This is a genomic window from Colwellia sp. 6M3 (assembly GCF_014077595.1).
Taxonomy (GTDB): Bacteria; Pseudomonadota; Gammaproteobacteria; order Enterobacterales; family Alteromonadaceae; genus Cognaticolwellia.
Genome location: NZ_JACGWF010000106.1, coordinates 1 through 12127 on the forward strand (window position 1 = coordinate 1; position 12127 = coordinate 12127).

Here is a 12127-nt window from a genome sequence, read left to right on the forward strand (position 1 = left end):
GATGATAATTCTTTATGGTTGAGCCACTTAATGGTGTGCTTTTATAATGAGAATGAAATAACGACGGAATATAAAGCAAGCTTAACTTCTTGGTTAGAACGCTACATTCAACTTCGAAATAACGGCGCAAGAACGCGTGTTGACATTAGCGAAGCCATGAATAAGGTTAATCCTAAGTATGTTCTACGAAATTACTTAGCGCAGCAAGCTATTGAGTTAGCTGAAAAGCAAGATTATTCATTATTGCAGCAATTACAAAAAGTGCTAACAAATCCTTATGATGAACAACCTGCGTTTGAAAAATTTGCGGGAAAGCGGCCTGAATGGGCTAGGCATAAGGCCGGTTGTTCAATGTTGTCTTGCAGTTCGTAGTTTTTGCTACGGGTTGTACTTACAATAACGATTAACTTAGATTGATGAATCGAAGCTTGTTAAACAAACATTGATTAACAAGTTTGCTGCCTGAACAACACTCAACAATGTTAAGGCAGTTAACTCGATTTTAATTTTTGACGATATTGTAGGGCAATAAGCTTAATAATATCTCGCCAAGAAATAATACCAATTGCTTGCTGCTTTTCATCAACTATTGGGAGGCAAGATATTTTATGATCATGGAATAACAACACGGCTTCAGTAAGGCTGGTATCTTGTGTTGCTGTGATCAAATCTCGAGACATGATCAAGTGCACCTTTTTATTCATTAAAAAACTATCTTGTGCGGTTTCGTTGCGGGTGCCAACAGTTGGACTTAAATTTTTCCATAAATCGCGGTCAGTAATAATGCCAGCTAATGTTGATTTGTTTTGGATCATAATGTGATGCATATTATTTTTTTCAAACAACATTTTAGCTGTTTCTAAAGTGTCATCCATATCTAATGTTATTAAATCTCTCTTCATTATTTGACTAATTATCATGCTTTTATCCTCACCACAAATATACAGTTGGAAAAATCACCTTACTTTTATAAATCATACCATAACAAAAAATAACGATGTGCCTGTTTTATTTCAGGCCGCTACTTTGCCAATGGGTAACTAAAAACGCCTTGTCACAAAACTGTCATGTTGGTGTTTTATAATCGCTTCAGTTATAAAAATCATCATAGTTAAAGGTATTTTTAAGTGGCCATTGCTTCTAAATCAGCAAATTATCGCAAAGTGAAAAATTCATTAGCAAAATGGGTGATCACCTTAGGCGGTATCAGTGTTTTATTTACTTTAGTACTAATATTCATGTATTTACTATACGTAATAAAACCTATTTTTGAATCTGCAAAAGTTGAACCTACGGCTCAATTTGTTATTAGTGACCAAAGTCGTATTCTTGCAACCGGGGTTGATGAGTTAAAAGAGGTGGCCTATAGCATTACAGAACAAGGCTTTATCAACTTTTATCAATTAGTTGATGGTGGCGGGTATAAAGCGGGTGATAAAATATTATCAGAGCAACTCACTGATGACGGTATTAGCATCAAGCAACTGGTCAATATCGGTCAAGAGCAAAAGTTATTACTTGATAGTGCTGGAAATGTTCAGCTTGTTGTACCAAACTTTTTTGCTAACTTTGATAGTGGTGAAAGAGTTATTGTTCCAAGTATTCGATATCCACTAGGTGAAGACTATTTACCTCTTGATGAACAAGGCGGTTCTTTTAGTAAACTATCGTTTGCTATGGATGATGAAAAGGCCGTTTTCGTTGGCTTTACAGCTGATAATCGTCTGATTAAAACTACTTTACTCGCCGAAGATGACTTCAGTTATGACACTGCCTTTGATGCGCAATATGAAGAAATTGACTACACCGCCAAGGTGATTAACGATATTTTAGTCTCACCTGATTTAGCAATGGTATTTGTTCGACAAGGTGACCAAGTTGCCGTGTTTTCATTAGATGACGAAGAAGCTGAGCTAAAAGCAACGATTATTCCTCAGCTGTCGCAAAACAAATCGACTCCAAACCATATTACCGCTATGGCGTTATTATCTGGTGGTAGCTCAATTTTATTAGGTGATGATAATGGTTCAGTAAGCCAATGGTTTGAAGTGGCAACAGATCAAGGGCGCGAATTTAAAGAAATTCGACGATTTAATGTCAGTGAAAACGAGCCTGTGAGTGCCATTTATACAGAGCAATTTCGCAAAAGTTTTTATACCGAAACACCCTCGGGTGAAATGGGGATGTTTTATACCACCAGTGAAGCTGATTTATGGCGTGGTCAGCTACATCAAGGAAATGCTCAAGCATTTGCTATTGCCCCCCGTGCTGATGGGTTAGTGTTGTTTTATGACAACCAATTAGCACTTTACGCGGTTGAAAATGAACACCCAGAAGTTACATGGCAAGCACTTTGGCAAGAAGTTTGGTATGAAGGTTACCCAGAGCCTGAGTTTATTTGGCAATCAACCTCTGGCTCAGATGATTTTGAAGGTAAATTTTCTTTAGTGCCAATTTCTTTCGGTACCATTAAAGCTGCAACGTATGCAATGCTATTTGCCGTACCTATTGCGTTAACCGCTGCTATATATACCGCATATTTTATGACGCCAGGTATGCGCAGAAAAGTTAAACCAACCATTGAAATGATGGAAGCATTACCTACGGTTATATTAGGCTTTTTGGCTGGACTTTGGTTAGCGCCAATTATTGAAATTTATCTCCCTGCTATATTTTTGTTATTAATATTTATTCCCTCATCCGTATTTATAACCGCTTTCGCATGGCATAAATTACCGCGCGAAACGAAAACGCGTATTCCTGAAACATGGGCACCTATTATACTAATACCCGCTATTCTCATTGCCGCTTATGCTGCATTCGCATTATCTCCGGTACTTGAACTGTATATGTTTGGTGGTGATGTTAGGCAGTTTATTACTAATGATTTAGGCATTGATTTTGATCAACGTAATGCTTTAGTTGTTGGTATTGCGATGGGGTTTGCGGTTATACCAACGATATTCTCTATGGCTGAAGATGCCATATTCAGTGTTCCTAAGCACTTAACCAGTGGTTCATTAGCGTTAGGAGCCACACAATGGCAAACCCTGATTAAAGTTGTGTTACTGACGGCAAGTCCAGGCATATTTTCTGCCGTTATGATGGGATTAGGACGCGCTGTTGGTGAAACCATGATTGTATTAATGGCTACAGGAAACACCCCAATTCTCGACTGGAGTATTTTCCAAGGTATGCGAACACTGGCAGCTAATATTGCTGTTGAAATGCCGGAATCTGAAGTCGGTAGCTCCCATTATCGAATTCTATTCTTGGCAGCATTTGTTTTATTTGTATTTACGTTTGTATTTAACACGCTTGCTGAGTTTATACGTCAGCGTTTGCGTGAAAAATATAGCTCAATGTAAGGAAGGCTAGAAAGTATGAATAATTGGTTTAAGTCTGGCTCGCCTTGGGTGTGGTTGTCAGCAGGTGGTGTAAGTATAAGCCTGATATCGGTTTTAGGTTTATTGTGGTTAATTGCATCACGTGGTTTAAGTTATTTCTGGCCAGCAGATATTTATCAGTTTGATATGACTGATGAGCAAGGTCAGCCTTTAACGGTTATTGGTGAAATTTACGATAGAGAAAGCATACCGGTTACACAGTTAGTGCATTTAAATCTTGATATAGATAAATCTGCAGAAACCATCGAGCGACTTTTAATTAAGACCGGTAATCGCGAGCTTGTTAGTTTAGATTTTCGCTGGATATTAGTACCTCAAATTAATAAAACCTCTTTACCAGAAGAGCTTGTGGTAATAGAGCGCAGAACTCATGGTAATTTTTATGGTTATATTGAAGACATTATCCTTGATGGTGCACCCGTAGGTCAGAACAAAATGGCTGAGCTTGTTGAGCGAGTAAGTGATTTTCAAGATGAAATTGAGACTCTACAAACTTCAGACATTGGTGCGATTAATTATCAAATTGAACGCATCCGTTTAAAGGAACGTAAACATAACCTTGATGATACGCTGACTCCTGAATTAGAACAGCAGTTCAAAGTTAACGTAGCCGAATTAAAAGCAGATTATCAAGTACTTGAAAAGCAGTTAATGTCGCTACGTGAAAAAATATCTCGCGACCAAATTGTTATGCGCGCTATGGATGGTCAAAAAGTTATTATTAATTTTGAAGACATACTACACGTTACCTTTAATAATAAACTGAGCCTTTTTGCAAAAGTTAAAATATTTCTCAGCCAAATCGTTGCTTTTGTTAGTGATGACCCACGCGAGGCGAATACCGAAGGTGGTGTATTCCCAGCAATATTTGGTACGGTGTTAATGGTGTTGTTGATGACAGTCATTGTGTCACCTTTAGGTGTGGTAGCGGCTATTTATTTACATGAATATGCGGGTAATAACGCCTTGACCAAACTCTTACGTATAGCGGTAATTAACCTGGCAGGTGTACCTTCAATTGTATACGGTGTGTTTGGTTTGGGGTTCTTTGTTTATATGGTAGGCGGCAGTTTAGACCAATTATTTTATGCTGAAACATTGCCTAGCCCAACATTTGGTACGCCAGGGGTTATGTGGTCAGCACTTACGTTAGCCATTTTAACTTTACCTGTCGTTATTGTATCAACAGAAGAAGGGCTATCACGTATTCCTTCAGCAATGCGGCACGGCAGTTTGGCGTTAGGCGCTACCAAAGCTGAAACGTTATGGCGTATTATTTTACCAATTGCCAGTCCGGCCATTATGACGGGTATTATTTTAGCTATTGCTCGAGCAGCAGGTGAGGTAGCACCACTTATGCTCGTTGGTGTCGTAAAAATGGCACCTAACTTACCACTTGATGGCAACTTTCCGTTCTTACATTTAGATCGCAAGTTTATGCATTTAGGTTTCCATATCTACGATGTAGGCTTTCAAAGTCCGAACGTTGAAGCCGCAAGACCATTGGTATATGCCACGGCTCTATTATTGGTGACCATTATTGTTGCTTTGAATATAACAGCAGTTTCTATTCGAAACCGCTTACGAGAAAAATATCGTATGTTAGAGCATTAATATTCATTGCAAAAAAGCAAGATTAAGAAAATTGACATAATTAAAAAATGAACGGGTATAAATGCCCCTCTATTGAATAAGATTTAAAGAGAACACTATGATTTCTGTTACGCCAAAAATTTTATCAGATCAAAATGTTAAGCTTGATCTTAATAACCTTTCGCCAGAGCAAATAGCGTTAGAGATTAAGAACCTGGATTTATATTATGGTAACAAACAGGCATTGCAAAATATTTCAATGTCGATCCCGAAAGGCCAAGTAACGGCATTTATTGGGCCGAGTGGTTGTGGTAAATCGACCTTGTTACGCTGCATTAATCGCATGAATGACTTGGTTGATATTTGTAAAATCACTGGCCAAATAAACTTACATGGCGAAAATATTTATGACCGTCATACTGATGTGGCGGCATTACGTCGTAAAGTAGGTATGGTGTTTCAGCGTCCTAATCCGTTTCCAAAATCCATTTATGAAAACGTGGTTTATGGTCTACGTATTATGGGTGAGAACAACCGCCGAGTATTAGACGAAGCGGCTGAAAACGCATTGCGAAGCGCGGCATTATGGAATGAAGTAAAAGACAGGTTACATGAAAGTGCTTTAGGGCTTTCTGGTGGTCAGCAACAACGTTTGGTGATTGCTCGAGCTATAGCGATTAAACCTGAGGTGTTATTGTTAGATGAACCAACATCTGCATTGGATCCTATTTCAACATTAACGATTGAAGAGTTAATAAACGATTTGAAGAAACAATTTACTGTCGTTATCGTGACGCATAATATGCAACAAGCGGCCCGGGTTTCAGACCAAACGGCGTTTATGTATATGGGTGACTTGATTGAATACAGTGATACAAATACCTTATTTACTACACCAACAAAGAAGAAAACAGAAGATTACATTACTGGCCGTTACGGTTAATAAATAGCCGATAAACAGAGGGTTTTACCGTGGATAAATTAAATGTTGGCCGTCATATTTCTGGCCAGTTTAACGAAGATCTAGAACGTATTATTAACCATGTTATGCACATGGGGGGGCTAGTCGAGAAGCAATTAGCTGAAGCATTAACGTCGGTATGTGACGCTGATGAAGCATTAGCAAAAAAAGTGCTAAGTAACGACTACCTTATTAATAATGCTGAAGTTAGTATTGATGATGAATGTACGCGCATTATCGCTAAACGTCAGCCGGCTGCAGGCGATTTACGCTTGGTGATGGCCATTGTTAAAACAATAACGGATCTTGAACGTATTGGTGATGAAGCTGGAAAAATTGCTAATGTTACGTTAGAGAGTTTTTCGGGTAAGCATAAAGATCTATTGTCAAATTTGGATAACTTAGGTCGCCATGTTTTAACTTTTTTACAAGCGACCTTAGACGCATTTACCCGAATGGATTTTGATGCTGCGGTGAAAGTGCATAAAAGTGACGATAAAATAGATCGTGAGTATGAAGCACTGATGCGCCAACTGATGACCTATATGATGGAAGACCCTCGCTCTATCCCTCAAATAATGAGTGTTATATGGTCAGCTCGCGCATTAGAGCGAATTGGTGACCGTTGTCAAAATATTTGTGAATATATTATCTATTTTGTTAAAGGCAAATCGGTTCGTCACACAACACCGGAAGATTTTGAATCATTGTCTTAAAACAAAATGTTTTGCGTAATTAGCTTTTACTTAGCCAATAAGGTATATACTTTTAAGTGAAGTGATAATAACTAATCATTCTATCAACAGTCGTAATCTTGTTATAAAGCCTTTGAATTAATTTTCAAATGCTTTAATATCCGCGGCGAATAAAAATAAAGAGCATAAGCTCCTGGAAATTAATTATGGCCAGAAATTCAATTATTGGTATATTTGCAAAATCGCCAATTAAACCATTAGAAAAACACATTCGAATAGTACACAAATGTTGTAGTCAACTTGTACCTTTCTTCGCAGCAGTTACTGAAGAAGATTGGAGTGCCGCAGGTAAAATGCGTACTAAAATCTCTAAGTTAGAGCGTGATGCTGATGACTTAAAACGTCAAATTCGATTAGAGCTTCCGGGTGGTTTGTTTATGCCCGTTGATCGTGCTGATTTACTCGAGTTATTATCTCAACAAGACAAAATTGCCAATCGCGCAAAAGATATTGCTGGACGTATCTTTGGTCGCAAATTAACCATTCCTACCGTATTACAAGAACAGTTCATTGCTTATGTAGCACGTAGCATCGACGCTGCTGAAAAAGCTGCTGACGCAATAAATGAACTGGATGACCTACTAGAAACTGGATTTCGTGGTCGTGAAGTTGAATTAGTCACTAAAATGATCAGTCAACTTGACGAAATTGAAGATGAAACAGATGGTATGCAAATTAAACTGCGTAAAGAACTATTAAATATTGAAAAAGATTTAAATTGCGTAGATGTAATGTTTTTATATCAAATCATCGATTGGGTTGGCGATTTAGCTGATCTTGCCGAACGTGTTGGCGCACGTTTAGAAATTCTTTTGGCTAGAAAATAGGGCTAACTCATGGAAATTTTACTATCACATGGCTCTACGTTAGTCATGATCGCCGCTGTCGTAGGTTTTTTTATGGCATGGGGCATAGGCGCTAACGATGTTGCTAATGCAATGGGAACATCGGTTGGGTCAAAAGCATTAACGATTAAACAAGCTATCATTATCGCAATGATTTTTGAATTTGCTGGTGCATATTTAGCCGGTGGTGAAGTAACATCAACCATTCGAAAGGGCATTATTGACCCTGCGTTGTTTGTCGACATTCCAGAGCTTTTAGTTTTTGGTATGATTTCAGCACTATTGGCTGCAGCAACTTGGTTATTAGTGGCTTCTATCTTAGGTTGGCCTGTTTCAACAACTCACTCTATTGTTGGTGCGATTATTGGTTTTGCTGCGATAGGCATAAGCCCTGATACTGTAGCGTGGGGCAAAGTTGGTGGTATTGTTGGCAGCTGGGTTGTTACACCATTAATTTCAGGTGTTATTGCTTTTATTATATTTAACAGTGCTCAAAAGTTAATATTCGATACTGACAAACCATTAGAGCAAGCGAAACGATATGTACCGTTTTATATGTTTTTAGCGGGTTTTGTTTTATCACTAGTTACCATTAAAAAAGGTTTAAAGCACATTGGTTTAGATAATATCGATGTTGGTTTCTACAATTTTGAAGTAGCAGGTGCTGGTGGTTATTACTTGGCTATAATCGTTGCTATTATCGTTGCTGTTATTGGTAAGTACTTTGTTACACGCCTTAAGTTTGATGATAAAGCCGATAAAACAACTCATTACGCTAACGTTGAGAAAGTGTTTGCCGTACTAATGGTTGTTACCGCATGTTGTATGGCCTTTGCTCATGGTTCAAATGATGTAGCTAATGCTATAGGGCCACTAGCGGCGGTTGTAAGTATTGTTGATAACGGTGGTGAAATAGCCAAAAAAGCTAGCCTTGTATGGTGGATATTACCATTGGGTGGTTTTGGCATCGTTGCTGGTTTAGCATTGTTTGGCCATCGTGTTATTGCCACGATAGGTAAAGGCATTACGCACTTAACACCAAGTCGTGGTTTTGCCGCTGAGTTAGCAGCAGCATGTACAGTGGTTATTGCTTCTGGCGCTGGCTTACCAATTTCAACTACACAAACTCTTGTTGGTGCGGTGTTAGGTGTGGGAATGGCTCGTGGTATTGCAGCGATTAACTTAGGCGTTGTTCGTAACATTGTTATTTCTTGGGTAATTACCTTACCTATAGGTGCTGGTCTTTCAATTATCTTCTTCTGGATCATGAAAGCGATATTTAGTTAATACAGCAGCTAAATAAACTTTAAATGAAGCCAGTATTGATACTGGCTTTTTTTATGGTCACAGTTTTTCTAATGTTAACTATTGATACAGAACAACTTCTTATTGATGATAGCGCTTATAACGCCCCTATATCTGTTAGTTTCAGCAGAGGGCATTATATTATGCCTCGGATATAAACTGATTGAGTAATCGCCTAGTCGTTGTTTTTTTAGGCTAACTCAATTCATTATCAACGTTGGTTAAGGTTAACTAACAAAATGGCTTGCGGGTAAGGTTAAATCTCGATATTATGTCGCCTCTTTCGAGATATAATTATTATTACTTAATATTTATTTCATTAAAGACAGTGCCTTGATAGCTCAGTCGGTAGAGCAGAGGATTGAAAATCCTCGTGTCCCTGGTTCGATTCCGGGTCAAGGCACCATATACTTGCAGTAAAAAAATTAAAGCCTTAACAGTCAAATGTTAAGGCTTTTTCTTTTTACGCGTTTGAAAGTTTTTTGAACCGTTTTTTAAACAAAAAAATACCCGCTCATTCAGCAGGTATTTTATTTAACGTGTTGGGATACATCAGAAAGTTATTTTTTCTGCGCTTGTTTAATCGCGCTTTTAGTTGCTCTTCGCTCGGCAATGACTTGTTTTATTTCGCCACCAATATGAGCTTCACCACGTGCTTTAGCTAGATTGATTTGTTTCTCACGTTCTTGAAAGCTACTTTTTTGTTCATCAGTGTATTTATCAAAACATCGTGGGCAGCTTACTCCTTGAATATAATGTTCACTGGTTTTTTCTTCGTCAGTAATTGGGTAGCGACAAGCAAAGCATTGATCATATTTGCCACGCTCTAAGCTATGGTTGACTGCAACGCGGGCGTCAAAAACAAAGCATTCACCTTGCCACTTAGTTTCTTGCTCGGGCACTTCTTCAAGGTATTTTAAAACACCGCCTTCTAAATGGTAAACCTCATCAAATCCTTGCTCTTTCAAGTAGGCTGTTGATTTTTCACAGCGTATACCGCCGGTACAAAACATAGCGACTTTTTTATGTTTGTTTTTATCTAAATTTTTTGCCACATAATCAGGAAATTCTCGAAACGTTTCGGTGTTTGGATTGATCGCATTTTCAAAAGTACCAATTTCTACTTCATAATCATTACGTGTATCTATTAATAAAACTTCTGGATCAGAAATTAGTGCATTCCAATCTTTAGGTTTTACGTAAGTACCAACAGTAAGAGTTGGGTCTATACCTTCAACACCCATGGTAACAATTTCTTTCTTCAATTTAACTTTTGTACGCTGAAAAGGATTTTCTTGATGAAACGAAGACTTCGTTGATACGCCAGATAAGCGATTGTCGCTATTAATAAAAGCTAATACGGTGTCTATGCCGGCTTGTGTCCCCGCTATAGTGCCATTTATGCCTTCTAACGCCAAAAGTAAAGTGCCTTTAACTGCGTTGTCTTCCATTACTTTTTGTAATTGCGGCTTAATTGCTTCAAAATTTTCTAAACGTACAAATTTATATAATGCACAAACAGTGATGTTATTCATGTTTTATTGACCCATTGAGCGAGCCTGATAGTAAGTCAGGAGCTATAGATTGAAAGTAAATTCACCATACGAACCCTGCAAGGTGAAGTGTTTGTTTATCGTCTGATGATAAAGCGCGAGCATTCTACCAAATGTGGCTCTGGCCTAAAAGTCTTAAGACTAACTTTATTTATGCACAGCGTAATATGGCTGTAAACTGGTGCCTGCAACATATTGTTGACAGTTGTTTATCAAGTATATTCTCTTGGCATAGCCTTTATCAGATCGCTTGTTATAATATTGCACATTGCCTTTTTAATCGTGTGAAAAGCAAACACGTAATTTACCTATTTTTTGGAGTTGTTTAGCCCATGTCTAACACCAATTTACTGAATGAAACACATAACCCAGCTTTAATCAGTTGGGTAGCATCTGCTAATGTTGAAAGTTGCGATTTTCCAATTCAAAATCTACCTTTTGCTAGTTTTAAAATAAAAGGCGGCAACGACGCATTTCGAGCAGGTGTAGCTATTGGTGATCAAGTAATAGATTTAAAAGCGCTATTTGAATTAGCTATTTTTGATGGTGATGCTCAACTAGCGTTAGAGAAATGTTGTGATTCGCAACTAAATGACTTTATGTCAATGGGTAAGCAATTCTGGAGTGCTTTACGCCAAGCTTTATCACAAGCATTAACACAAGGTTCAGCGCTTGAATCGAAGCTTACTTCATGTTTGATTGCTCAGGCTGATGTTGAGTATGCCTTGCCATGTCAAATTGGGGATTACACCGATTTTTATACTTCAATTCATCATGCTACATCGGTTGGTAAAAAATTCAGACCTGATAACCCGTTGTTACCAAATTATAAATGGGTTCCTATTGGCTACCATGGTCGCTCTTCTTCAATTGAAGTTTCAGGTAATGATTTTAAACGTCCTAAAGGGCAAACAAAAGCGCCGACAGCAACAGAGCCATCTTTTGGTCCATGTAAACGTTTAGATTATGAAATGGAAGTCGGTATATTTATTGGTAACGGTAATGACTTGGGCGCACCTATAAGTATTGAAAACGCTGAAGATCATGTGTTTGGCATGTGTTTATTCAATGATTGGTCTGCTCGTGATATTCAAGGTTGGGAATATCAGCCTTTAGGACCATTTCTATCAAAAAGTTTTGCTTCAACGGTTTCTCCATGGATTGTTACCTCAGAAGCATTAGCGCCTTATCGTGCCGCTTGGACACGTGATGAAGCTGATCCTCAACCTATGCCTTACTTGGAGTCACAGAAAAACCGAGATTTTGGCTCTTTAGATTTAAGTCTACAGGTTCTAATTGAAACTGAAGCTATGCGTAACGCTGGACAAAAAGCAGTACAGTTATCGCAATCAAACTTTAAAGATTCATACTGGACTGTAGCGCAGATGGTAGCTCATCATACGGTTAACGGTTGTAATTTACGTGCAGGTGATATGTTTGGTAGCGGAACGCAATCAGGAGCTAAACCTGAAGAAGCTGGCTCAATGCTCGAATTATCTAATGCAGGCTCTGAGCCTATTACTTTACCTAACGGTGAAACGCGTACCTTTTTAGAAGATGGTGATGCGATAATCATGAAAGGTTGGTGTAAAAAAGCAGGAGCAGCACGTATTGGTTTTGGTGAAGTAAGTGCAACAATTTTAGCTGCTGATTAAAAAGTAGTTCCTAATAGGAAAACACTTTAATTTTCTATAAAGCTCCATATGCA

10 protein-coding genes and 1 tRNA gene are annotated in these 12127 nt (G+C 38.3%); 9 read left to right on the top strand and 2 right to left on the bottom strand.

What is annotated here, in order from left to right; translation table 11 throughout:
* Nucleotides 1-372: protein adenylyltransferase SelO family protein (locus tag H4J50_RS16700; protein ID WP_182257421.1), on the top strand; the 372-nt coding region annotated here is incomplete at its 5' end.
* Nucleotides 373-491: 119 nt separating this feature from the next.
* Here H4J50_RS16700 and H4J50_RS16705 read toward each other — a convergent pair.
* Nucleotides 492-920, bottom strand: a complete 429-nt coding sequence (locus H4J50_RS16705; protein WP_108456981.1) for a CBS domain-containing protein — start codon at nt 918-920, stop codon at nt 492-494.
* 318 nt (nt 921-1238) lie between these two features.
* On the opposite strand from H4J50_RS16705, the gene H4J50_RS16710 reads away from it, so the two are divergent.
* From H4J50_RS16710 to H4J50_RS16740, 7 genes are all read left to right on the top strand, one after another.
* The gene (locus H4J50_RS16710; RefSeq protein WP_182257428.1) at nt 1239-3368 is read left to right on the top strand and encodes an ABC transporter permease subunit; all 2130 of its coding nucleotides are present in this window, start codon (nt 1239-1241) and stop codon (nt 3366-3368) included.
* 15 nt (nt 3369-3383) lie between these two features.
* Nucleotides 3384-5021: a phosphate ABC transporter permease PstA gene (gene pstA, locus H4J50_RS16715; RefSeq protein WP_182257422.1), complete on the top strand. Its 1638-nt coding sequence runs from the start codon at nt 3384-3386 to the stop codon at nt 5019-5021.
* 97 nt (nt 5022-5118) lie between these two features.
* A complete protein-coding gene (gene pstB, locus H4J50_RS16720) occupies nt 5119-5943 on the top strand; it encodes a phosphate ABC transporter ATP-binding protein PstB (RefSeq protein WP_182257423.1) in 825 nt (274 codons plus the stop codon).
* 29 nt (nt 5944-5972) lie between these two features.
* Nucleotides 5973-6677, top strand: coding sequence for a phosphate signaling complex protein PhoU (phoU, locus tag H4J50_RS16725; RefSeq protein ID WP_182257424.1), 705 nt, complete (start codon nt 5973-5975; stop codon nt 6675-6677).
* Between the two features lie 185 nt (nt 6678-6862).
* The gene (locus H4J50_RS16730; RefSeq protein ID WP_182257425.1) at nt 6863-7543 is read left to right on the top strand and encodes a TIGR00153 family protein; all 681 of its coding nucleotides are present in this window, start codon (nt 6863-6865) and stop codon (nt 7541-7543) included.
* A gap of 9 nt (nt 7544-7552) precedes the next feature.
* Nucleotides 7553-8848 carry an inorganic phosphate transporter gene (locus tag H4J50_RS16735; protein ID WP_182257426.1) on the top strand — a complete coding sequence of 432 codons (1296 nt, stop codon included), beginning with the start codon at nt 7553-7555 and terminating at the stop codon, nt 8846-8848.
* 348 nt (nt 8849-9196) lie between these two features.
* Nucleotides 9197-9272, top strand: a tRNA-Phe gene (locus H4J50_RS16740).
* A 154-nt stretch (nt 9273-9426) separates the two neighbouring features.
* Here H4J50_RS16740 and H4J50_RS16745 read toward each other — a convergent pair.
* The gene (locus tag H4J50_RS16745) at nt 9427-10401 is read right to left on the bottom strand and encodes a rhodanese-related sulfurtransferase (RefSeq protein WP_182257427.1); all 975 of its coding nucleotides are present in this window, start codon (nt 10399-10401) and stop codon (nt 9427-9429) included.
* Between the two features lie 350 nt (nt 10402-10751).
* Here H4J50_RS16745 and fahA point away from each other — a divergent pair, with 350 nt between their 5' ends.
* On the top strand, nt 10752-12074 hold the full coding sequence (gene fahA, locus H4J50_RS16750; protein ID WP_108456975.1) for a fumarylacetoacetase: 1323 nt from the start codon (nt 10752-10754) through the stop codon (nt 12072-12074).
* Nucleotides 12075-12127 lie beyond the last annotated feature (53 nt).

What these genes read in the sequence shown, in the direction of transcription:
- H4J50_RS16705 (WP_108456981.1), bottom strand. Translation starts at nt 920, where the DNA reads ATGATAATTAGTCAAATAATGAAGAGAGATTTAATAACATTAGATATG.
- H4J50_RS16710 (WP_182257428.1), top strand. Translation starts at nt 1,239, where the DNA reads ATGTATTTACTATACGTAATAAAACCTATTTTTGAATCTGCAAAAGTT.
- pstA (WP_182257422.1), top strand. Translation starts at nt 3,384, where the DNA reads ATGAATAATTGGTTTAAGTCTGGCTCGCCTTGGGTGTGGTTGTCAGCA.
- pstB (WP_182257423.1), top strand. Translation starts at nt 5,119, where the DNA reads ATGATTTCTGTTACGCCAAAAATTTTATCAGATCAAAATGTTAAGCTT.
- H4J50_RS16730 (WP_182257425.1), top strand. Translation starts at nt 6,863, where the DNA reads ATGGCCAGAAATTCAATTATTGGTATATTTGCAAAATCGCCAATTAAA.
- H4J50_RS16735 (WP_182257426.1), top strand. Translation starts at nt 7,553, where the DNA reads ATGGAAATTTTACTATCACATGGCTCTACGTTAGTCATGATCGCCGCT.
- H4J50_RS16745 (WP_182257427.1), bottom strand. Translation starts at nt 10,401, where the DNA reads ATGAATAACATCACTGTTTGTGCATTATATAAATTTGTACGTTTAGAA.
- fahA (WP_108456975.1), top strand. Translation starts at nt 10,752, where the DNA reads ATGTCTAACACCAATTTACTGAATGAAACACATAACCCAGCTTTAATC.